Source organism: Rhodococcus sp. IEGM 1370 (assembly GCF_033142325.1).
Classification (GTDB): domain Bacteria; phylum Actinomycetota; class Actinomycetes; order Mycobacteriales; family Mycobacteriaceae; genus Rhodococcoides.
This window is the reverse complement of record NZ_JAWLRY010000025.1, coordinates 47760-68957: the sequence shown is the minus strand read 5'-3', so window position 1 is coordinate 68957 and position 21198 is coordinate 47760. Positions and strand designations below refer to the sequence as shown.

Here is a 21198-nt window from a genome sequence, read left to right as displayed (position 1 = left end):
GAAACACTCCACTACGCTGACCTCACCACCGAGGATCAGCCCCAACTGGAGGCGGCACAGAACCTAGGGTGATTCAACCCGCCGCCTGGACCGAAGGACACCACATCCGGCACTGGGGCGACGGCGGACCCACCGACATGAACAACCTGGTCCTACTCTGCGGATTCCACCACCGCCTCATGCACCACTCCGATTGGGAAGTGTTCATCGGCACCGACAACCACCCCTGGTTCGTACCGCCCGCCACTGTCGACCCATACCGACAACCCAGACCATCACACGCCCGAGCAGGCCCCCACATCGCCTGAACCGAGCACACCGTCCACACAACGACACCAGCCCCGCACCGAGAACACGGTGCGGGGCTGGAAGAGGTTGATTCAGGAAGCGGGTGCTGCGGGCGGCGCGGGAGGCGTCGCACCATCAGCCGGAGCCGGCGGTGCAGGCGCAGTCGCATCGTCTCCCTCAGCACCCGGAGTCGGCGGAGCAGGCGGCGTCGCACCATCGGCCGGAGCAGGCGGCGTCGCACCGTCTTCCGGTGCGCACAGGGCACCCGGCCCACCCTTACCCGGCCCACCCGGACCGGGGCCGCCCTCTCCCGGTCCACCCTTGCCCGGACCACCCGCGGGCGGAGCAGGCGGGGTTTCGCCACTACCCGGAGCAGGCGGGGTAGCACCGTCGGACGGGGTGGGAGCCGTCGATCCGTCACCGGAGTCCGGAGCGGCCGGCACCGAAGGTACATCCGACCCTCCACCACTGTCGGTCCGCTCCCCGAGCGTCGACGACGACGCGACCGTGGACACTCCGGGCGAGACGTCCGGCCCGGTGGCAGCAAAGACTGCCGATGCGACAAGCGCCCCTACTGCGAGTCCCGCCGCCGCTGTTGCCACCAGTGGCACACGGCCCTTCCATCGCTTCGGCTTGTTCTGCTGGGGAGCAGCGGGCTCGGCCGGGTTCGAGGCGGCGGGGATCGGCTGGGTCTGATCGTTCACGTTCACTCCTTGTTCGGACTGTCGTTCGTTTCGGTCTGTCACCGACCCTGCCGCCGCTAGCTGAAGTCACCCTGAAGCTGGTCGCATCTTCAGGATCACTTCAGCTGGTGAGTGACAATCGAGGAATGACATACAGTTCCGCTCCCCGGGTGATGGTGGTGGAGGACTCGCTGCCCATCCGAGAAGCGCTGGTGGCCGCATTCGAGGACGCGGGATTCACCGCCGCGTCCTTGCCCGACGGCGACGGCTTCGAAACCACGATGGCAGGCTTCCGCCCGGACGTGGTGATCCTCGACGTCATGCTGCCCGGTACGCGGGACGGGTTCGCGCTCATCGACGTCGTCCGCCAGAGCAGTGACGCGGGGATCATCATGGTCACCGCGAAGGACCAGCTCCAGGACCGACTGCGCGGTTTGAGCGACGGTGCCGACGACTACGTGGTCAAGCCGTTTCAACTCGACGAGGTGGTTGCCCGAGCGCGATCGGTGCTGCGTAGACGCGGAAGATCCTCGGACGCGATTCAAGTGGGCGATCTACTGGTCGACGAATCCGCCGGCGTCGTCACTCGCGCCGGTCAGGTGCTCGATCTGACGGCGACCGAACTCCGGCTGGCAACCTTCCTCGTCGCGCAGCGTGGTCGCACGGTCTCGAAAACGTCCATCCTCGAATCGGTGTGGGGCTACGGCGCGTACGACGCCAACCTGGTGGAAGTCCACATCAGTGCGTTGCGTCGCAAGATGGAGACCCATGGCCCGCGGTTGATCCACACTGTCCGTGGCCTCGGTTATGCACTGCGAGCGCCGCAGTGAATCACACGCCGACGCCCTCGTTGCGCAAGCGCGTGGTCGCCACCGTCGTCGTACTGTTCGCGGTTCTGCTCGTCGTGGTGGGGTTTTCGGTGGATGTCGTTCTGGGACAGCAGCTCCGCCGTGATCTCGATGCGCGACTGACCGATCGAGCGGACCGCGCAGTCGAACTGGTCGAGAGCGGCGTCGGCTCCGAGGATCTGGTGCAGGCGTTGCAGGGCGATGCCATTCGAGTTCGGGTCACCACGTCCGACGGCACGGTCTACGGTGTGCCGAGCGGCGAGGCCCGATCTCGGGACGACAGGCCCGGGCCGGCCACACCGCCTCCTGGCCCCTCCGACGCTCCCGCTCCCCCTGGTCCGCCCAATCCCCCTGCCCCACCCTCGGATTCACTGGAGATCACCGAGCCGCTACCGGACGGGTCAACGCTCTCGCTGCTGGGCGACACCACGGCCATCGCCGATGTTCGGCAGCAACTGCGACTTCTCATGGTGGTCGCCGGAGCCGTGACGCTGTTGTTGGCCGCGGCCGCGCTCACCTATGCGGTGCGGCGCGCATTGTCACCCCTCGACTCGATGACATCGGTTGCACGCCGAATCACCAACGGCGACAGGGGTAGACGGCTGCTTCCATCCAAGCCGAACACCGATCTGGGGCGAACTGCATCGGCCGTCGACGAGATGCTCGACGCCCTCGAGGACGCCGAGAGCAAAGAGGCCGCTGCAGCGCAGTCGGCGCGTCGAGCAGAGGAGGACATGCGCCGATTCCTGGCCGACGCGGCCCACGAATTGCGCACCCCGGTGGCCGGGATCTCGGCGCTGGCTCAGTCGTTGCAACGCGACGCCGAGCACCGCCCCGATCGGGTCGGCAGGTGGAGCGAGCTGTTGGTCGGCGAATCTGCCAGGGCGTCGCGCCTGGTGGGTGACATGCTCGATTCCGTTCGCGCAGAGAACACTTCGGAGCTCGAGCTGACCGATGCAGACCTCACCGATGTGGTCCGACGCACCGTCGAGCGCGCGGCACTGCTGTCGCCGGAGGTCCGGTTCGAGGTGGACGCATCGCAATCGGTACCGGTCAGGGTGGACGTGGGCCGCGTCGAGCAAATTCTGTCGAACGTCCTCGACAACGCCGCTCGGTTCACTCCGCCCGGCGGGAGAATCCGAGTGCAGACAGGGGCCGACTCACAGGCGTTCGTCACCGTCGACGACGACGGTCCCGGGGTCGACGAGGCGGACCGTGAGCGCATCTTCGAGCGGCTCGTTCGACTCAACTCCGCGCGTGACCGTTCCTCCGGCGGCGTCGGGCTCGGGTTGTCGATCGCGCGCACGTTGGCGCGAGCACACGGAGGCGAACTCGTCTGTGCCGCAGGGCCTACAGGCGCGAGATTCCGCCTGACACTGCCGAGAGTAGATCGGTAGCTACTCGACGATCAGGTCCATCAGCAGGCTGTCGTGCCAGCCGGTCGGGCCCTTCTCGTACTTCCGCATGATCCCGACGGGCTCGAAACCGACTGCGCTGTAACAGGCAATCGCTAACGCGTTGTCGGCGGCCGGATCTATCACCAAGCGGTGATGACCCAGGTCGACTGTCAAGTATCGCACCAGCGTGCCCACGGCGTCCTTTCCGACGCCGCGACCGTGCACCGCCGGGTCCAGGAAGATGTCGATCGACGCATGCCGGTACATCGGATCGGTCTCTTCGCCGTACTGGATCAATCCCACTGTTGCGCGGTCGATTTCGACGACCAATCGATGCTCTTCGGGGTTGTCGAACGGCCAGTTCTCGTCGGCGTCCTCGTCGCCCCACCGCGCGTACACCTCGGGGGTGTGCAGTATTCGGCGGAGCTCCGGCACATCCTCGGTGGTGACGGGCCGCAACACGACCCGTTCACCGCGGAGGTTCATCGCACAGTTCTACTCGGCCCGCTTCGCGGCACGGGCCGCGAGGTCTTGGGCGTCGAGCTTGTCCGCTTCTTCGAGAGTCGGTGCGCTGCCGCCCAATCGTGCCGGAACCCAGTACGCGCCCGGCTCGTGGTGGTAGTTCTCCTGCAGTTCCAGCAGCATCTTCTGCATCACCGTACGCAGTTTCTCGGTCAGCTCGTTCGGCGGACCGACCGGAGGCAGCGGCTCACCGACAGCGATCGAGATAGGAGTGTTGGTGCGGCCCAACCGCTTCGGGTATCCCTTGGTCCACACGCGCTGCGCGCCCCAGATCACCGTCGGGATGATCGGCACGCCTGCCTCGATGGCCATGCGTGCAGCGCCGGACTTGAATTCCTTGATCTCGAAGCTGCGGCTGATGGTCGCCTCGGGATACACGCCCACGAGCTCGCCGTTGCGCAGGCTCTCCACGGCCGACTTGTACGACTCGGCGCCGGCTCCACGATCGACTGGGATGTGCCGTAGCGAGCGCATGATCGGGCCGGAGATCTTGTTGTCGAAGACTTCCTTCTTCGCCATGAACCGGATGTAGCGCTTCACCCGTCGCGGCGGCAGCCCGGCGTAGGTGAAGTCCATGTATCCGGTGTGGTTGACGGCGATGACGGCTCCGCCGGTGGCAGGGATGTGTTCCTCGCCCTTGACATCGAATTTCAGGCCCTCGAACGCGAACACTGCACGAGCGATGCCGATGACTGATCGGTAGACGGGTTCCACAGTCCGTTAGCGTAGTCGGTGGACGGGGTAGGAGAGAAGGTCCGCACGATTGCGGTCCGGTAGATCAACGGGGAGAGATCGAGTGAAGAACAGAGCGGCACCACTGCGACGGAAGCGAGTGACCCGAACCGCGTTGCCGCTGATCGCAATACTCGCTCTGGTCGGAGCCTGCGATTCGGCAGTCGGAATCCCGGCGGAGCAACCCGACTCGGCCAGCAGCTCCACCGAGGCACCGAGCGACGACTCACAGGCGGCAACTCCGACCACGGCAGCCCCGACCACCACCACGCCCCCACCGATCCCGCCCGGCCCACCCGTCGGCGAGGTTCCCGGAAACCCGGACGCCGCGATGGCGTTGCGACCGTTCGTGGGCGATCTCATCGGCGGCGGAATCGGCGTCGTCACGGCGCGGTGCTGGACGGTTCCGCCCACCGAGATCCCGGCGATGTACGTCGACACCGAGGCCATCCTCGCTGCCGTTGCCACCCCCGGCGTCGACGGCCAGTACGCCGTCACATGGACCGGGCCCGCCGCCACGGTCAGCGTCAAGCGCAGTGAGATCGCATCCGGCTACGCGTGCCCCACCGTCTACCCCACCGGCACCGCCCCCGTGTTCGACGCGGCAGACGCCGTCTACACCGTCGATCGCTATCTGGGGCGTCTGGCCGGGATTCCGGTGAACCCCAGCGACGTGGAAGAGACTTACCCACTCGTGTGCGACGGCCGTCAGACCTGGGATGCCCTCGGCACCGGCGTTCCCGTTGCCCCGCCGCTGGTGCAGAATCCGAACATCCTGCCCGGCATCACCTCGTTCGATCCCGACAGCGTGTTCGTCACCGGGCAGAACGGCATCTACACCCAGGTCAACGCAGACATCATCGACGCGTCCGGGGCGTACCAGAACCGCACGTTCGTGCTGGCCGTCGGCGGCGAGGGTTACTGCATCGGCGACATCGCCTGAACCGGTTCTACTTCAAGACATCCGTCCCGACGAAGGGCACCAGCGCCTCGGGGACGCGGACGGTGCCGTCGGCCTGCTGGTGGTTCTCGAGGATCGCGACGATCCAGCGGGTGGTGGCGAGGGTGCCGTTGAGCGTCGCTGCGGTCTGGGGCTTGCCGTTCTCGTCGCGGTACCGCACGCCGAGGCGTCGGGCCTGGAACGTCGTGCAGTTCGAGGTCGAGGTCAGCTCGCGGTAGGCCTTCTGGGTGGGAACCCAAGCCTCGCAGTCGAATTTGCGAGCGGCCGAGGAGCCGAGGTCGCCGCCTGCGGTGTCGATGACCCGATAGGGCAACTCGACTGCGGCGAGCATTTCCTTCTCGTACTCCAGCAGCTTCTGGTGTTCGGCCGCTGCATCCTCGGGCTTGATGTAGGAGAACATCTCGATCTTGTCGAACTGGTGGACTCGGATGATGCCGCGGGTGTCCTTGCCGTAGCTGCCCGCTTCGCGGCGGAAGCACGACGACCAACCGGCGTAGCGCTTCGGGCCGTCGGCGAGATCGATGATCTCGCCCGAGTGGTAGCCCGCGAGAGCAACTTCCGAGGTTCCGACGAGATAGAGGTCGTCGGCTTCGAGGCGATAGATCTCGTCTGCGTGCGCGCCGAGGAATCCGGTTCCCGACATGATCTCCGGGCGAACCAGTACCGGCGGGATCATCATCGTGAAGCCGTTCTTGACGGCCTTCTGGGCGGCGAGCTGGAGCAGACCCTGCTGCAGCAGGGCGCCGTAGCCGGTCATGAAGTAGAAGCGCGAGCCCGAGACCTTGGCTCCGCGTTCCATGTCGATCAACTTCAGCGACTCACCCAGCTCGAGGTGATCTTTCGGCTCGAAGTCGAACTCCGGGATCTGCCCGACGGTCTCGAGCAGCACAAAGTCGTCCTCGCCGCCTGCGGGCGTGCCGTCCTGAACGATGTTGGAGATCGCGCGGTGGGCCGCGTCGAGGGCTGCGTCGGCCTCGGCTTCGGCGGCCTGGGCGGCCTTGACCTTGGCGGCGAGTTCCGATGCCCCGGCGAGCAGAGCCGGCCGGTCCTCGGCGGAGGCCTTACCGACCTGCTTTCCCAGCGCCTTCTGCTCGGCACGCAGCTGATCGCCGGCCAGCACCGCGGCCCGGCGGGACGCGTCGGCACCCAGAAGTACGTCGACGAGAGCGGGGTCCTCGCCTCGGGTGCGCTGCGAGGCGCGCACTGCGTCGGGATTCTCGCGAAGGAATTTCAGGTCGATCACGAGAACGAACCTTACTTGCCGAGCAACCCCAGATAGTCCTCGCGTCCGAACATCGTGGCGGCATCGATCGCCGACGGGTGGCCGCCGTGCGGATCGGCTCCACCGTCGACGAGCACGCGCACCACCTCGTCCTCACCTTTGAAGACCGCGCCCGCGAGTGGGGTCTGCCCTTTGTCGTTGGGCTTGTTCACATCGGCACCACGCTCGACCAGCACACGCACGGCGTCGGCGTGGCCGTGATACGCGGCGAGCATGACCAGCGTGTCGCCTGATTCGTTGTGCAGATTCACCGGAACGCCCGCGTCCACGTAACTCGCCAGAGCGGTGCCGTCACCGGTGCGGGCCATCGCGAACAGTCGACCGGCGAGCTCGCTGAGGTCGTCGTCACCCGTTGGGTCGCTCATGAGGACCGAACATACTCGGGCATGATGGAGGGCGATGTCCGGATACGAAACAGCCCCCCCGACGAGCGAGAAGTCTCGGCGAACACTGTCTGCAACCACAGCTCGACGTGGACTCGCCATGGTTGCGGTCGGTGCGGTGCTGGCCGCCGGGGCGACGGTTTTTCTCTCCGACGGGTTCTCGACACCCGAGAAGATCACCACTCATGCGACGGCCAGTGGGCCTGCGACCGACGGGCCCGTTTCGGCGTCCTCCTTCGGTGCCGCCGACCCTGGTGCCTGCCTGCAGTGGACGCCCACCGACGATCCCGAGACCGATCGGCAGGACCTCGCCGAGGTCTCGTGCGCCGATCCCCATCGCTTCGAGGTGGCTCGCGACATCGACATGAGCGTCTACCCCGGCGTCGAGTTCGGTCCTGCCGCGGCGTATCCCGGTTCCATCCGGTTCAGCGAGTTGCGCGACGAACACTGCGCGGCCGCCGTCGACGACTACGTCGGTGCCGAATTCGATCCGAACGGACGCTTCGGCGTCGGGCTGATGTTCCCCAGCCAGGCCGGATGGGCCAAGGGTGAGCGGACGCTGCGCTGTGGTGTGCAGATGCCGTCGAACACCGGCGCGTTGATGGAGATGACCGGGTCGATTCTCGATCAGGACCAGTCGAAGGTCTGGCCTACCGGAACCTGCATCGGCATCAACCAGAACGTGCCGGCCGATCCGGTGGACTGCGCCGCTCCGCACGCGTACGAGGTGGCGTCGGTGATCAACCTGACGCAGCAGTTCCCCGGCGGACACCCGTCGGAGGGCGACCAGGACGCGTACCTCGAGCGGACGTGCACCGACGCGGTCAACGGTTACCTCGGCTCGGACACCGCGTTGCGCGACAAGACGCTGACCCTGTTCTGGGACACCATCGACGTCGCGAGCTGGCTGGCCGGAAGTCGCCAGGTGACGTGCTCGGTGGGTGCCGAACTCGATTCCGGCGGTTTCGCGACCATCGTCGGCACCGCCAAGGGCGACATCCTCATCAACGGTGCAGCCCCCGTCCCGCCGCCCTCCGCTCCCGACGGCCGCGCACTGCCGACACCGCTGCCCGGTGCCGCACCGATCACCACCGGAGGGTGACATTCCCACGCACATGACGCGCGTCGACTTCGAGGAAGCAGTGTCCGACGCCCTCGACACTCTGCCGCGTGAGCTCACCGACTTCATGAACAACGTGGTCGTTCTCGTCGAGGAAGAGCACCCGACCGAGGACATCCTCGGACTGTACGAGGGCATCGCACTCACCGAACGTTACGAATACAGCGGCCACCTACCGGACGTCATCACCATCTACCGCAAACCGATCCTCGAGATGGTCGACGACGAAAACGAGGCGCGACGGGAAATTGCAATCACCGTCGCCCACGAGATCGGACATCACTTCGGCATCGACGACGAGCGACTGCATCAATTGGGATTCGGCTGACAGCACTCACTCGTCGCCCGCCCCCCCGAACGCGTGAATGGACCCTTGCATACGTCTGGGCAGTGCAAGGGTCCATCCACCCGCCCCGGCGTGAGCCGACCACCCCGCGTCGATGGCACTTTGCATACGTCTCAGCCGTGCAAGGGTCCATTGACGCGGAGCTGGGCTACGCCGCGACTGTCTCTCGGCGAGTGGGTCGAGCAGCGCGATCGGTGAGGAATGCGAATCCCAATCCCAAGGCCAGCCACAGGGTTGCCTGGGTGGCCAGGGACGACAGTCGGAATTCCCACAGCAGGGTTGCCGGGAAGTCCGCGCCCACCTCGTTGACGGTGGGCAGCAACGCATAACCGATGCCGACCACAACCAGGAACGCCAGCAACGGCGCTCCGACGCGAATCGCCACCGAATGCTGCGACGCCACCGCCTTCGCCGCGTAGACGGCCACCGCGACGGCCAGCAAACCGAGAATCACCGACGCCAACCACAGCCAGGTGCGTTGGGTGATGGTCTCGGGATCTCCGACGGCCGGTGGGTTCGCCGGGTACTTGAAGAAGGGCACCGCTTCGATGGCCAACCAGCCCGCACCGGCTCCGACGAGCGCGAGGATCGAACCCGGCAGTGCGGTGAAGCGTCGCCCGTAGTGCAGCGCCGAGGCGAAGATCGCGCCGAGCGCCAGGCCGGCGAGTCCGGTGGCGAGGAACAGTCCGACGCGTTGTCCGTCTCGACTGACCAGTGCGTCCTCGCCGTGGGAGTGCGCGGCCGCATCGGTCTCGGCGTGATGAGCGTCCGCTCCGGCCGCTTCCTCGATGGCGATGGCCGAGTCGATGTGCGGTTCACCGACGACGTAGGCGACTGCTCCGGCGAGCAGGCCTGCGAGAAGTCCGGCGAGCAGACCTCGCACCAGTAGTTGGACGAATGTGCCCTGCAGCGGCCGGCCGTGGGTGTCGGTCAGTGGCATGGCAGGCCCAGCAGATGGCGGCCGTCGTGCATCAACTCGTGCATGTACATGCCACTGCGGGAGATCGCGCCCTGATCGAAACCGACGAGGTAGAGCACGACGAAAGCGAGCAGAATCGTTGCGGCGACGATGACGGCAAGAGCAGCCGACTCCGTCGTATTACTGGGTGCGTGAATGATTGCCATGGTGTCCTCCTGGGATTGTGCGTCCCGTAGTCCCCGCTCGAAAACGGGGACGGCCATGCGATGAACGAGTTTTCTGACTCTCGAATTCGGGCATTTCGCCGACGTCGATCACAGTGGCGCAACCGCTCCGGATTTTCACCGGATTACCTGCGTACATCGCGTATTACCAGCGAACTGTGGCATCGCTCCGGACTCTGTGTCAATCGCTGTCCCGACCGACTGCAGCTCGATGCCACGAAGCTGCGGTGCCACAATGACGCAGTGCCCGCACCCGTGACCCGACTGATGTTGGTCGCTCACGCGCGAACCGACGCGATGCGCACCGGCCGGTTTCCCGGCGACGAACCACTCGACGACGCGGGCCTGCGCGATCTCGCCGCTGTGACCGACTTTCCCCGCGCCGACCGCGTCCTGTCCGGCCCGGAAGCCCGCTCGATCTCCACCGCGCAGGTGTTCGGAACAGAGATCTCCGTCGAGCCCGCGTTGGCCGACATCGACTACGGCCGGTGGTCCGGTCTCGAGATGACCGATCTGCCCGACGCCGACGCGATGGCCTGGCTGAGCGATCCGGCGTTCGTTCCTCCCGGCGGAGAATCTCTCGACGCGTTGTTCTCTCGCGTCGAGAAGTGGCTGAGCGCTGTTGGATCGACGCCCGGCCGCACTCTGGCGGTGACCTCTCCTGCCGTCGTCCGAGCCGTGGTGGTGCTGGTGTTGGACGCCCCGATCCGCTCGTTTTGGCGGGTCGACGTTTCCCCGCTGACGCGCACGTCGGTCAGCCATCGGGGCGGCGTCTGGACTGTCGGCGCGGTGGCCCAGAAGTTCGTCTGAATTTTTCTCGCGTGGAGGGAACCGAACCGAACACGGCGGCGTCTTACCTACCGACAGCGCAAAGTTCTTCGATCAGGGAGCGTGGCTCATGACCGTCATCAAGGTGGATCCGGTGGCCCTGCAGCTCGCTGCCTCCGAACTCGATGCGGTCGCCGCGCGCTTGCAGGCGGCTGTCACTGCGACGGCAATCCCCGTGCGGCCACTGCCGCCCGGTACCGACGAGGTCTCGCTGCTCACCGAACGATTCTTCGGCACCGCGGCCGATACCTTCGGACCTGCTGCAGCGCAGGGTATTTCGGAGTTGCACCGAGCGGCCGAGGAACTGCGGAAACAGGCTGCGGACTACGTGGCCACCGACGACGACACGGCCGGGGGCCTACCCGGCCTACCCGGAATCTGACGCACCGCACTCGACCGCAACGCCAAGACACAACGCTCGAAACGACACGAAGCTCGAACATCATGGGGGCCAGAGGATGACGCTCGGAGTGACAGGTGTGGTGTGGCTGCCACGCACGGCGACGGGAAACTCGACGCGATTGCTCGGGCCGGGACCGGTGCCGTTGCACGTCGCCGGCGGCGCGTGGGGTTCGGTCGCTGCGGCGTTCACCGAGGCATCGGCGAGCATTGCCGCTGTCACCGCGGCTCTGACCGCAGGCGGGGAGGGCGAGTCGGCACTGCTGGCTCAGGCTGCGCTCGGCCGTTTCGCGACCTGGACCGCCGCCACGGCAGTCAAGGCGGCGGCGCTCTCGGTGGAGGCCCCGGCCGCAGGAACCTCGTACGGTGTCGCGTTGGCGACCATGCCCTCGCTCGTCGAAATCGGAGCCGTGCAGGCCGCCAAGGTCACCGCCGCCTCGACGGGTGGCGTGATGAACGGCAGCTACGAGGCTGCCGAGGTGGCCGATCGACTGCTCGACATCCGCGCTGCGATGGTGATGGAGGGCTTCGAGCTGGTCTCCTCGCACCGAATCGTCCAGACGACGTTCGATCACCCGCCGGCCATCGTCTCCGATTCCGGGAGCGGCCTCGGCAAATTCGCCAACGGAGCACTCATGACGTCTCCGGTCCAGGCCGCAATCGGCGGCTTGATGGCCGCGACCCAGAACCCCGGCGTCGCGGCGGCGGCCGGTCAGATCGGTAGTGCTGCCACCTCCATCGCCAGTACCGGCGTCTCGACCGTCGCCACCGCTGCGTCCACCATCGGGTCGAGTGCCCTGTCCGGTGGCGTCGGGGCCGGTGGTGGATTCACACCCGGTGGTTCGGCCTCTCCTGCTGTCGGTCCGGCGTCCACGCGTCCGGTGTCGTTCGGCGGGGCAGGTGGAGCTGCCGGGCTCGGTGGCATCGGCGGTGGCGTCGGAATGCCCGGTTCCGCGTTGGGTCCCGCCGGTGGTGGCTCGATGCAGGCCGGTGCAGGCCAGAGCGGTCCGTCCGCGTTCGGCGCACCCACCTCGGCCGATGCCGGCCTCGCTCAGCGCGGAACGGGCGCGGCAGGCGCTCCTGCCTCCGGCACGCGCGGGCAGGCCGAGGACGACGAACACGAGACCCCGGACTACCTCAAGCAATTCGAGCACTTCTCCGACGGCCGGACCGTCGCGCCGTCCGTCATCGGCGCGGACCCGACCCTGCCCCACACGGACACCAGCAGGAACGGCCGTTGATCGATTTGGGAACCGTGCCGGTGGGCCACACGCTGCCGATCGCCTCACTCGGCGTGGACGAGATGGACTTTCTCGTCGAGGAACTGTCGATCGCCGAACTACCCGTGGTCCTGGACGTGTTCCCGCGCTTCGACGACGTCGGTGCCCGAGATCGCGCGCTCGAGCACGGGCGCAGCACACTGAACAACGCCGGCCTGATCACCGACGGCCACGTCCACGAAGATCTCGAGCAGTGGATGCGAGTTCTCGAACAACCTCACTGGTACGTCTCGGCTCGCGTCTTCGACGTCGAGAACCCGGAGCCCGTTCCGACCACTCGGATCTGCGTTGCATCCGACGATCGGATCACGGTGTCGGCGGTGCGGCGAGACGACGTGGTCACCATCCGCGCCATCCACGGGGATCCGGCCCGGGACCTCGCGTCGTCGATCGGCTCGGCCGCGTCGTTCGACCCGGGCAGCATCAACGCGCCAACCGATCTGCTGGCCGAAGCACTCGACGCGGCACCGACCGACGTCGGAGCAACTGCGTCTCGGCTGCGCGGTATCGGCATACCGGAAGACCGCGCCGCGGCTCTGGCGTCGGCGATGGCCACCTGCGCCGGCAGAACCGAGATCACCGCCGTCGCCCGCAGGCACGGAACCCGTCACGTGGCCGGGAGACCCGTGGCCCTGTTCGACACCAGAGCCGGACGCATTCTCGCCACCTCGACCCTCGCCGCCGACGGCACGTCGTGGAGCTCACTGACCGGGGCAACGGATCGCAGAGTGACCGCTGCCCTGACCGAGCTGATCGCATCGGCCGGTGAGCATCTGCGCTAGCTGATCGGGTTGTCCGCCTTGTTGCTGCCCTTGCCCTCGAACGGCGGCAGGAACGTGCCCCACCTGGCGCAGGACCATCCTCCGTCGGGCAGCGGCAGCAGTTCGACGGTGTGCGTGTTGTCGAGGTGATTGTCGGCCGCGAACGTGCCCTCGACGCCTGCCAGTACCGCTGCAACCAGTCGGATTGCGGCACCGTGGCTGACGACAACGACGTCGCCCGCTGTCTCGTCACTCAGATATTGCGCACGGAGGCCGTCGAGCACCGGGACGTAACGCTCCAACACCGAATGTCCGCTGTCGCCGCCGGGCACGGTCGCCGCCAGATCTCCGGCGTGCCAGCGACTGAAGATATCAGTGAACTCTCGGTGCGCATCGGCATCGTCGCGGTCCTCCAGATCTCCGGCGAAGGTCTCCTGAATTCCCTCGGTCACCACCAGGGGAACCCCGGTCGCTCGTTCGATGTAACCCGCAGTCTGCTTGGCACGCAACGCAACCGAGGACACCAGCACCGCGGGTGGGCGTCCGATCCAGGTCTGCGCATAAGCGTCGGCCTGCTGGTGACCCAGCTCGGTGAGCTCGGCTCCCGGCGGCGAGGTGTCCAGTATCTTCGCGACGTTCGCTGTCGTCTGACCGTGCCGGACCAGAATCAGTTTGCCCATCACAGATCACCGCGTCCGGCACGAATGTCTGCGACCCACTGCACGTGTTCGTCGATCGGCGGCGGCACCGAACCGCCCGTTCCTGTTGCGGTGGGCCAGGATCCGAGGAACCGGAGGGGCATCTTGCGGTGGAATGCGGCCAACATCTCCGCGACGAGCGGGTCGTCGATGTGCCCGGCACAGTCGATGAAGAACCTGTACGTTCCGAATCGTGAACGGGTGGGCCGTGATTCGATGAAGGTCAGGTCGATGTTGCGGATTCCGAACTCGGCCAACGCTGCCGGCAGCGTACCCGGATCGTTCGGCGGCTCGAGGACCACCGACGTTCGGTCCGCACCGGTGCGCGCAGGCACCGACTGCGGCGCGGTCACCAGCACGAAACGAGTCCGCGCGCCCTCCACATCGATGACCCCGTCGGCCAACTGCGACAACTTCAAGCGCTCACCGGCGAGCCGCGTCGACACCGCAGCATCGACCATTCCGGCTGCCACGTCTTCTGCCGCACCGGCATTGGACGACGCGGACTGCACCACGGCGTCGGGCATGGTGGTCTGCAGCCACTGGCGCACCTGATTGAGCGCGATCGGATAGGCGCTGATCGTGCGGGCCGAGTCGAGGGTGACACCGGGACCACCGAGAATGGTGAAGGCCACCTCGATTTCCGTCTCGGCGACGATCTGCAGCCGGCGGCCCTCCGACAATGCGTCGAGCGTCGGTGGGACCGCTCCCTCGATGGAGCTTTCGATGGGGACCACGGCGGCGTCGGCCGCGCCCGATCGCACGGCCTCGAGCGCAGCGGGTGGGTTCGACGCCGACACCCGCTCGACCGCGCCGTCCAGACCGACCGCGCCGAAGGTTCCGAGCCTTTCGAACTGCGCCAGCGCCATCTCCGTGAACGTTCCCGATGGGCCGAAGTAAGCGATGCGAGGCACGTCTCGAGGTTACGTTGTGGACGCCTACGAAGCGATCAAACCGACGTCGACGAGCCGGGCGCGGGCGCGGGCGGCGTCGACGATCTCGATTCCGAGCAGTACCTCGCGCACCGCCTCGGCGGCCTCGGGGATGAGAGCTCGCAGTGCGGCGACGTTCGGAGCAGCAAGCGCCGCGGCGATGTCGTCTCCGCGTAGCGACGCCACCGTCGCGGCGAGGATCGCGAGCACCTCGTCACCGGCGTCGGCGCGGGCGACGAGGCCCACATCGGCGTGCGAGACCACGGCGAGTACGTCGGCGATGCGCCGCGGGGTGTCGCCGACGCGGATGCCCGGGGTCCGGTGGGCGAGGACGACGGCCTCCGCGGTTTCGGCGACGTCGATCGCGTCGAACATCGGGAAGACGACCAGCGGCGAGGGCAATCGCAGCCCGAGCGCGTCGGCGAGGTGCTCGGCCGGGGCGTCGACATCGAACCGGACGGCCTCGTAGCCGCAGGTCCTCCCTGCTCGGAGCTCGTCGGGGTCGACATCGAGGTGCACCACGATGCGTCCGTGGTCGTCCGAGTCGGACAGCGCGAGCAGGGTCGATGCCCGGACGACGGGCGGTCCGTACTCGGCTCCACGCGGAGCTGCGGCCAGCGAGGGGGCGTCGGCGCATATCGGCTGCAGCAGCTCGTGGACGAGCGCGTTCGGGTCGGGTCGGTGGGGCACACCGAGGGTCAGCGGAATCGGCACGCCTTCACGGTAGACCCGGGTCTGGGTCGTTCCGCGGGCTCCACTCCCGCGCACGGTCTTGCGATCCTCGAAACACCACGCTAACTTAGGTTTGCCTCACCTACTCGCCTGACCGATCGCATCGGAGGAGCCCATGCTCGGCGCAACCACCACCACCGGACCGACCACTGCCGAACGCGTACGCAGTGCCTGCATGCGCGCCGAGGGCGCCGCCCTGGCCATCGACGGCAGCGACCCGGTGATCACGTCCCTGCATCACCTGCGTCCCAACGGCGAGATGATCCTGGCCGTCCCCACCGACTCCCTCGACGACGCGCACACCTGGCAGTCCTCCCGTGCCGGCATCCCCGCCGTCCTCGAACTTACCGATCACGCGCCGCTCGCGCTGCGTGAACCGGTGCGTTCGCTGGTGTGGCTTCGCGGCGATCTACGCCCGGTCCCGGACTCGCTGATGCGCCCGATGGCCGGAGCGGTGGCCGCCGAACATCCGCATCCCGCTCTCCTCGACGTCGGGCACACCACCTCGCTGATGCGGCTGATCGTCACCTCCGCCGTGGTCGCCGACAGCACCGGAGCAGAGCCCGTCGACGTCGACACGCTGCTGGCAGCCGAACCCGATCCCTTCTGGGAGATGGAGACCAGCTGGCTCGAGCACCTCGACTCCGACCACCCGGACCTGCTCGCCCAATTGGCCCGACGCCTCCCGCCGTCGCTGCGGCAGGGCCGAATCCGGCCGCTCGGCATCGATCGCTACGGCATTCGGCTGCGGATCGAAGGCGAATGCGGCGACAACGACGTCCGGCTGGGATTCGCCCAGCCCGTCCAGGACGTCCTCTCGCTCAGTCGCGCGCTGCGCGTTCTCGCCGGTTGCCCGTTTCTGAACGGACTACGCGCCCGGGGCTGACACCCCATCCGACGAAACAGGGCAGACTCGTGCGGTGATCGACTTCAAGAGCTGGTTGACGCCACCGCCGCCCGCGAGCACGGCTCCACCGCCCGATGCCCGCGAACGCACCACTATCAAGGTCGAGATCGCGATCGTCCTGCTGGTCACGTTCGGCCTGAGCGGTATGAGCAGCATCCTCTCGCTTGTCGAGGACGCGCTGCAGACCGCTGCCCTGTCCGATCAGACCGTGGCGCTGAACTCGTCGCGGTCGAGTTTCAGCCTCATCGATCTGCTGTTCCAGCTGCTGAGCATTCTGCGGCTGTGCGCCTGGGGAGCTCTGGGGTTGTACCTGCTGTGGCGAGCCGACTTGGCACCCCGAGCGATCGGGCTGGCCCGGCCGCGGCTGAAGATCGACCTCGGTCACGGCGTCGGACTGGCCGCACTGATCGGATTGCCCGGCCTGGCGCTGTACCTCGTGGGCAACGCCCTCGGATTCAACCTCAACGTCGTTCCCAGCGCCCTCGACGACCACTGGTGGCGCGTCCCGGCACTGATTCTGTACGCGCTGGCCAACTCCGGTGCCGAGGAGATCATCGTGGTGGCGTACCTGATCTCTCGTCTGCGCCGACTCGGCCTGAGCGAGAACGCGTCGTTGCTGTGCTCGTCGCTGCTGCGCGGCAGCTATCACTTCTATCAGGGCGTGGGCGGTGGGGTCGGAAACTTCCTCATGGGTCTGGTGTTCGGCCGCTACTGGCAGCGCACCGGCAGACTGTGGCCACTGCTGATCGCACACGCTCTGATCGACATCGTGGCCTTCGTCGGGTATGCCCTCCTGCGCGAACATCTGTCGTGGCTCCCGTGAATCGGTACGCGAGGAACCCGGGTGTTTCCGTGGCGACGGTTACAGTCGACCCGTGAACGACGACGATCGCTACGGACGGCACGGCGCGCCGGAACGGCGAACGCCGCCCGACCGATCAGAACGGAGTCGTCACGGTCGACCGGACCCAGCGCCAGGACCCGCACCTCGCCCGACCGGGGGCCAACCGCCGCGCCAACCACCGCCTTCTCAACCACCGCCTCGTCAACCACCACCCGGCCGGCAACCACCCGGCCAACAACCACGAAGCCCGCAACCGCCGAGCCAATCGCGACCACCGCAGCCGCCCCCAGGTCAGGTGCCGCCCGGCCGACAGCCGCCACCCCCACGCGGGTATCGGCCCGGTCAGCCTCCACCGGATCGGGGCCCGCGTCAGTACGAACCCGTGCCCCCGCGCCGTCAGGGACCTCCGCCCGAGCGTCCGGCACAACACCGTCCCCGCCCACAGGGTCCGCCGCCGGAGGGCACCGAGTTCATCCGCCGCGACGGCAGGCCCACTGCCGGTCCGGCGCGCTCGGCCGCCGCACAGCAGGCGTGGTCGCAGGCTCCCGAACCCGGATCGGCAAAGTCCGACGCACCTTCGCCATCCGAATCGACGCGGCAGTACTCGCGTTCCCAGGAAGTTCCACCGGGCCGCACCGGGTACGCCCCGCGTCAGCAACCGGAGCCGTTCACCGAGGAACGCAGGCAACCCGCCGCACCGGCGCAGCGAGCTCTGCGACGACCCGAACCCGTTCGGCCGCAACGTGACTCTCGGCCACCGAAGGTCGCGAAGCCGCGCAAGCGCAGACGCTGGGGTCGGCGCTTCCTGATCGTGTTGCTGGTCCTGGTGCTGGGAATCGGCGGCGTCGTCTACTACGTCGACAGCTCGTTGACGCGCGTGGACGCCCTCACCTCGTATCCCGGGCGCATCGGCGACACCCCCGGCACCAACTGGCTTCTCGTCGGATCGGATTCGCGAGCCGGCCTGACGCCGGAGCAGGAAGCCGCGCTCGCGACCGGCGGCGAGGTGGGCCCGAGCCGCACCGACACGATCATTCTCATCCACATCCCCGAGGGCAGCGGTGCGCCCACGATGGTCAGCCTGCCGCGCGATTCGTACGTGTCGATTCCGGGCAACGGCCAGGACAAGCTCAACGCGGCCTTCGCATTCGGCGGGCCGCCGCTGCTGGTCCAGACGGTCGAGAGTGCAACCGGTGTGTACATCGATCATTACGCCGAGATCGGATTCGGAGGCTTCGCCGGGATCGTCGACGCGGTCGGTGGAGTCAACGTGTGCGTGCAGAATGCGATCGACGATCCGTTGGCGGGCATCAACATCGCCGCCGGCTGCCAGGATCTCACCGGAGCCGAGGCGCTCGGATTCGTGCGATCCCGCGCGACGGCATTGGCCGACATCGACCGGATGAACAATCAACGCGCGTTCATGTCCGCCCTCCTGGAAAAGGCAACCAGCGCTTCGACTTTCCTCAACCCGTTCAAGTTGTGGCCGCTGGTGTCCGATACCGCGTCGTCGTTGAGCGTCGACGAGGGAGATCACATCTGGAACCTCGCCGCACTCGCCTGGGCGATGCGCAGCGGTCCGGTGACCACGACGGTTCCCGTCGGCGGATTCCAGGACTCCGACGTCGGAAACGTACTGCTGTGGGACGACACTCGCGCTCCGGCGTTCTTCGACGCCATCGCGCAGGATCGCGAGATACCTCCGGAACTGCTGACCGGCGGGCCCTGACGACCCTGACTTCCCCGTGCACAGCCGGTAGGCGGGAGTGGAGCCTGCGGAACGACCCTGGATGTAGGCGGGAGTGGATCCTGCGGAACGACCCTGGATGTAGGCGGGAGTGGAGCCTGCGGAACGACCCTGGGTTGTAGGTTGTGGACCATGACATCGCCGTCTGCCCAGCCCGCCGCAACCCCCGGTACGTCGTTCCACGATCTGCTGCGTACCCAGGTGCGGCACGAGTTCACTGCATCGCAGCAGTACGTCGCGATCGCCGTGTGGTTCGACCGCAACGATCTGCCGCAGCTGGCCACGCGTTTCTACGCTCAGTCCGCCGAGGAGCGTCGGCACGCGATGATGATGATCCGCTTCCTCATCGACAATCGGCTCGAAGTCGATGCGTCGGGCATCGACGACGTGGTGACGGGATTCCAGTCGGTCGTCGAACCGGTGGAACTGGCGTTGGCCCAGGAGTCGACGGTGACCGAGCAGATCAGCGCGTTGGCGCGTGCTGCCCGGGCCGAGGGCGACTACATCGGCGAGCAGTTCACCCACTGGTTCCTCACCGAGCAGGTCGAGGAGGTGGCGGCGATGCAGAGCCTGCTCAACATCGTCCGCCGAGCCGGATCGAACCTGTTCGACATCGAGCAGTACGTCGCTCGCGAGATCGGTTCCACGGTGATCCGCGCCACCAATGCCCCCAAAGAAGCCGGAAGAGCGTAGTTTTCAGCCCTGCTCAGAGCGGACATTTAGGATCGACTGTATTAGGCAACGTTCGCCTCAATAAGGATCGACTTGGATGACAACGCCTCTGACCAGGCATATCGTCCTGAGCATGAGCGTAGACATCAAAGAATCCAGCCACACCAAGTTCCACGCACTTCTTCGCGACCAGATTCGCAACGAGTTCAACGCCTCGCAGCAGTACATCGCCACCGCGGTCTACTTCGCGAATGTCGATCTGCCGCAGCTGGCCAAGCACTTCTACGCGCAGTCGGTCGAAGAGCGCAACCACGCGATGATGATCGTGCAGTACTTCCTCGATCGCGACATCACGGTCGAGCTGACCGGCGTCGACGCGTCGAAATCCGTCTTCACCGATCCGCGTGAGGCCATCGCCCTGGCGCTGGCACAGGAGGAGACCGTCACCGAGCAGATCATCGCTCTGGCGAGCACCGCACGCGAAGAGGGCGACTACCTCGGCGAGCAGTTCATGCAGTGGTTCCTCAAGGAGCAGGTCGAGGAAGTTGCCAGCATGAAGACGCTGCTCAACATCGCCGATCGCGCGGGCCACAACCTGTTCGACCTCGAGCAGTTCGTCGCCCGTGAGATGAACACCAGCGTGACCGCCGACTCGGGCGCACCCACCGTCGCCGGCGGATCGCTGTAAATTCGCACCGCAATTCTGCGCGGATGACGCGCTCATACGGGTGGCCACTCGAACGAGGATTCCTTGTTCGAGTGGCCACCCGTTTCGCGTTCTAGCGCAGAGTGACCTGGCGGCCGCGTAGGCCGTCGCGCGAACGCAACTGAGCCGCCGTGAGCGGAGCGTCGACAGCCAGTGCCTCGCTCAGTTTCTCGCCGAATTCCTTTGTGGGCCCTGCCCATTCGGTGGGGTGCATCTCGGGATCGAGATCGAACACCGGCACCAGCACCCCGTGCGTGCGGAAGGAACCGGCGTAGCGCGAGCCTTCACCCAAGTTCAGATCACCCGCGGCGTGCAGGCGCGCCAACGCGAGCATCACATCGTCTTCGTTCTCCGGACGAACCCAGCGGATGTGCGCCTTGTCGCCTGCATCCACCCACCAGGCCGCGACGACGCCGTCGGCCTCGATCCGCGCCGAGGGCATGATCGCCTGGTTCGCGCGTTCCACGGTTGCAGTCACATCGGCTGCGGGAGTGGCACTTTCGGGAATCCACCAGTTGAAGTCCTGATGAACGGTGATCTCGAGCAGCGCGGAGGCGTCGAGCACCTCGGTCAACGCGGGCGTGCTGTCGGTGATCTTCGCGGCTTCGAGCGACTCGCCCGCGGACGCGGTGGATGCCCAGCCGAGCGCGCTACTGATATCTGCCGCAACGTCTTTCGACTGATTCTGCACCTGAAGGCCGACGAATCCCTCGACGGTATCGGCATCTTCGCGCACCAGTGCCGCGACGGCACCGGGTAGCACCGTGGCCAGCGTGATGGTGCGACCGTCCACGGTGATCGGCGCGGTGGCCGTCGCCGACGGGACGAACTCGCGCAGCGCTACCAGGTCGCATTCGGCGGCGAGGCCTTCGAACGGGCGAGCCGACGCCGATTCGATGCTCGCGCGTTCCGCTTCTCGCTGCGCGAGCTTCGCTGCTCGGTTGCTGTCCTGCTTCGGTCCACTGTTTCTTTTGCTCTTACCCACGC

General features: G+C 66.9%; 25 protein-coding genes, 1 pseudogene and 1 riboswitch. Of the genes and pseudogenes, 15 read left to right on the top strand and 11 right to left on the bottom strand.

The window, feature by feature from the left end:
- Positions 1-32 precede the first annotated feature (32 nt).
- Positions 33-308, top strand: a pseudogene (locus R4P47_RS22495) (HNH endonuclease signature motif containing protein); the annotation flags it as partial.
- Between the two features lie 72 nt (positions 309-380).
- Here the strand turns inward: R4P47_RS22495 and R4P47_RS22490 are convergent.
- Entirely contained in the window at positions 381-992 is a 612-nt protein-coding gene (locus R4P47_RS22490) for a hypothetical protein (RefSeq protein ID WP_317785794.1), read from the bottom strand.
- Between the two features lie 125 nt (positions 993-1117).
- On the opposite strand from R4P47_RS22490, the gene R4P47_RS22485 reads away from it, so the two are divergent.
- Both R4P47_RS22485 and R4P47_RS22480 read left to right on the top strand, forming a co-directional pair.
- Positions 1118-1801, top strand: coding sequence for a response regulator transcription factor (locus R4P47_RS22485; RefSeq protein WP_269596080.1), 684 nt, complete (start codon positions 1118-1120; stop codon positions 1799-1801).
- The gene (locus R4P47_RS22480) at positions 1798-3216 is read left to right on the top strand and encodes a HAMP domain-containing sensor histidine kinase (RefSeq protein WP_317785793.1); all 1419 of its coding nucleotides are present in this window, start codon (positions 1798-1800) and stop codon (positions 3214-3216) included. The genes R4P47_RS22485 and R4P47_RS22480 overlap by 4 nt, the downstream gene beginning before the upstream one ends.
- Here the strand turns inward: R4P47_RS22480 and R4P47_RS22475 are convergent, their stop codons facing one another.
- Complete coding sequence (locus R4P47_RS22475) at positions 3217-3702, bottom strand: GNAT family N-acetyltransferase (RefSeq protein WP_068045358.1); 486 nt, start codon at positions 3700-3702, stop codon at positions 3217-3219.
- 9 nt (positions 3703-3711) lie between these two features.
- Positions 3712-4452, bottom strand: a complete 741-nt coding sequence (locus R4P47_RS22470; RefSeq protein ID WP_068045361.1) for a lysophospholipid acyltransferase family protein — start codon at positions 4450-4452, stop codon at positions 3712-3714.
- An 82-nt stretch (positions 4453-4534) separates the two neighbouring features.
- On the opposite strand from R4P47_RS22470, the gene R4P47_RS22465 reads away from it, so the two are divergent.
- On the top strand, positions 4535-5413 hold the full coding sequence (locus R4P47_RS22465) for a hypothetical protein (protein WP_317785792.1): 879 nt from the start codon (positions 4535-4537) through the stop codon (positions 5411-5413).
- A 7-nt stretch (positions 5414-5420) separates the two neighbouring features.
- Here R4P47_RS22465 and serS read toward each other — a convergent pair whose 3' ends face one another.
- On the bottom strand, positions 5421-6674 hold the full coding sequence (serS, locus tag R4P47_RS22460; protein WP_317785791.1) for a serine--tRNA ligase: 1254 nt from the start codon (positions 6672-6674) through the stop codon (positions 5421-5423).
- A gap of 11 nt (positions 6675-6685) precedes the next feature.
- Positions 6686-7078: an ankyrin repeat domain-containing protein gene (locus tag R4P47_RS22455; RefSeq protein ID WP_317785790.1), complete on the bottom strand. Its 393-nt coding sequence runs from the start codon at positions 7076-7078 to the stop codon at positions 6686-6688.
- Positions 7079-7196: 118 nt separating this feature from the next.
- Between R4P47_RS22455 and R4P47_RS22450 the strand changes: the two genes are divergently transcribed.
- The gene (locus R4P47_RS22450) at positions 7197-8198 is read left to right on the top strand and encodes a septum formation family protein (protein WP_411567374.1); all 1002 of its coding nucleotides are present in this window, start codon (positions 7197-7199) and stop codon (positions 8196-8198) included.
- A gap of 13 nt (positions 8199-8211) precedes the next feature.
- Entirely contained in the window at positions 8212-8544 is a 333-nt protein-coding gene (locus tag R4P47_RS22445; protein WP_082073870.1) for a metallopeptidase family protein, read from the top strand.
- 166 nt (positions 8545-8710) lie between these two features.
- On the opposite strand, the gene R4P47_RS22440 is transcribed toward R4P47_RS22445, so the two are convergent.
- Positions 8711-9502, bottom strand: a complete 792-nt coding sequence (locus R4P47_RS22440; protein WP_317785788.1) for a CbtA family protein — start codon at positions 9500-9502, stop codon at positions 8711-8713.
- Positions 9493-9687: a CbtB domain-containing protein gene (locus R4P47_RS22435; protein ID WP_032396459.1), complete on the bottom strand. Its 195-nt coding sequence runs from the start codon at positions 9685-9687 to the stop codon at positions 9493-9495. The genes R4P47_RS22440 and R4P47_RS22435 overlap by 10 nt, the downstream gene beginning before the upstream one ends.
- A 47-nt stretch (positions 9688-9734) precedes the next feature.
- Positions 9735-9890, bottom strand: a riboswitch (cobalamin riboswitch).
- Positions 9891-9948: 58 nt separating this feature from the next.
- Here R4P47_RS22435 and R4P47_RS22430 point away from each other — a divergent pair.
- The 4 genes from R4P47_RS22430 (at position 9949) to R4P47_RS22415 (ending at position 12994) form a co-directional block, all read left to right on the top strand.
- Positions 9949-10515 (top strand): histidine phosphatase family protein, encoded by a 567-nt coding sequence (locus R4P47_RS22430; RefSeq protein ID WP_317785787.1) that lies wholly within the window; start codon positions 9949-9951, stop codon positions 10513-10515.
- Between the two features lie 88 nt (positions 10516-10603).
- Positions 10604-10915: a PE family protein gene (locus tag R4P47_RS22425; protein ID WP_032381057.1), complete on the top strand. Its 312-nt coding sequence runs from the start codon at positions 10604-10606 to the stop codon at positions 10913-10915.
- Positions 10916-10991: 76 nt separating this feature from the next.
- The gene (locus R4P47_RS22420) at positions 10992-12173 is read left to right on the top strand and encodes a PPE domain-containing protein (RefSeq protein WP_317785786.1); all 1182 of its coding nucleotides are present in this window, start codon (positions 10992-10994) and stop codon (positions 12171-12173) included.
- Complete coding sequence (locus R4P47_RS22415; RefSeq protein WP_317785785.1) at positions 12170-12994, top strand: ESX secretion-associated protein EspG; 825 nt, start codon at positions 12170-12172, stop codon at positions 12992-12994. The genes R4P47_RS22420 and R4P47_RS22415 overlap by 4 nt, the downstream gene beginning before the upstream one ends.
- Here R4P47_RS22415 and R4P47_RS22410 read toward each other — a convergent pair.
- Genes R4P47_RS22410 through R4P47_RS22400 form a run of 3 tightly spaced genes read right to left on the bottom strand, consistent with a single transcriptional unit; the run spans position 12991 to position 15317 of the window.
- The gene (locus R4P47_RS22410) at positions 12991-13656 is read right to left on the bottom strand and encodes a histidine phosphatase family protein (RefSeq protein ID WP_269596090.1); all 666 of its coding nucleotides are present in this window, start codon (positions 13654-13656) and stop codon (positions 12991-12993) included. The two genes, R4P47_RS22415 and R4P47_RS22410, sit on opposite strands and share 4 nt — an antisense overlap.
- Positions 13653-14585, bottom strand: coding sequence for a prephenate dehydratase (gene pheA, locus R4P47_RS22405; RefSeq protein ID WP_317785784.1), 933 nt, complete (start codon positions 14583-14585; stop codon positions 13653-13655). Before pheA ends, R4P47_RS22410 begins: the two co-directional genes overlap by 4 nt.
- A 24-nt stretch (positions 14586-14609) precedes the next feature.
- Entirely contained in the window at positions 14610-15317 is a 708-nt protein-coding gene (locus tag R4P47_RS22400) for a hypothetical protein (protein WP_317785782.1), read from the bottom strand.
- Positions 15318-15450: 133 nt separating this feature from the next.
- On the opposite strand from R4P47_RS22400, the gene R4P47_RS22395 reads away from it, so the two are divergent.
- From R4P47_RS22395 to R4P47_RS22375, 5 genes are all read left to right on the top strand, one after another.
- The gene (locus tag R4P47_RS22395) at positions 15451-16221 is read left to right on the top strand and encodes a DUF2470 domain-containing protein (protein WP_317785781.1); all 771 of its coding nucleotides are present in this window, start codon (positions 15451-15453) and stop codon (positions 16219-16221) included.
- Positions 16222-16255: 34 nt separating this feature from the next.
- Positions 16256-17065, top strand: coding sequence for a CPBP family intramembrane glutamic endopeptidase (locus tag R4P47_RS22390; RefSeq protein ID WP_032396467.1), 810 nt, complete (start codon positions 16256-16258; stop codon positions 17063-17065).
- Between the two features lie 493 nt (positions 17066-17558).
- On the top strand, positions 17559-18815 hold the full coding sequence (locus tag R4P47_RS22385) for an LCP family protein (RefSeq protein WP_411567376.1): 1257 nt from the start codon (positions 17559-17561) through the stop codon (positions 18813-18815).
- 150 nt (positions 18816-18965) lie between these two features.
- Positions 18966-19526: a ferritin gene (locus tag R4P47_RS22380; protein ID WP_317785779.1), complete on the top strand. Its 561-nt coding sequence runs from the start codon at positions 18966-18968 to the stop codon at positions 19524-19526.
- A 112-nt stretch (positions 19527-19638) separates the two neighbouring features.
- The gene (locus tag R4P47_RS22375; RefSeq protein WP_317785778.1) at positions 19639-20193 is read left to right on the top strand and encodes a ferritin; all 555 of its coding nucleotides are present in this window, start codon (positions 19639-19641) and stop codon (positions 20191-20193) included.
- 91 nt (positions 20194-20284) lie between these two features.
- Here the strand turns inward: R4P47_RS22375 and R4P47_RS22370 are convergent, their stop codons facing one another.
- Complete coding sequence (locus R4P47_RS22370; RefSeq protein ID WP_317785777.1) at positions 20285-21196, bottom strand: DUF5926 family protein; 912 nt, start codon at positions 21194-21196, stop codon at positions 20285-20287.
- Positions 21197-21198: the final 2 nt, after the last annotated feature.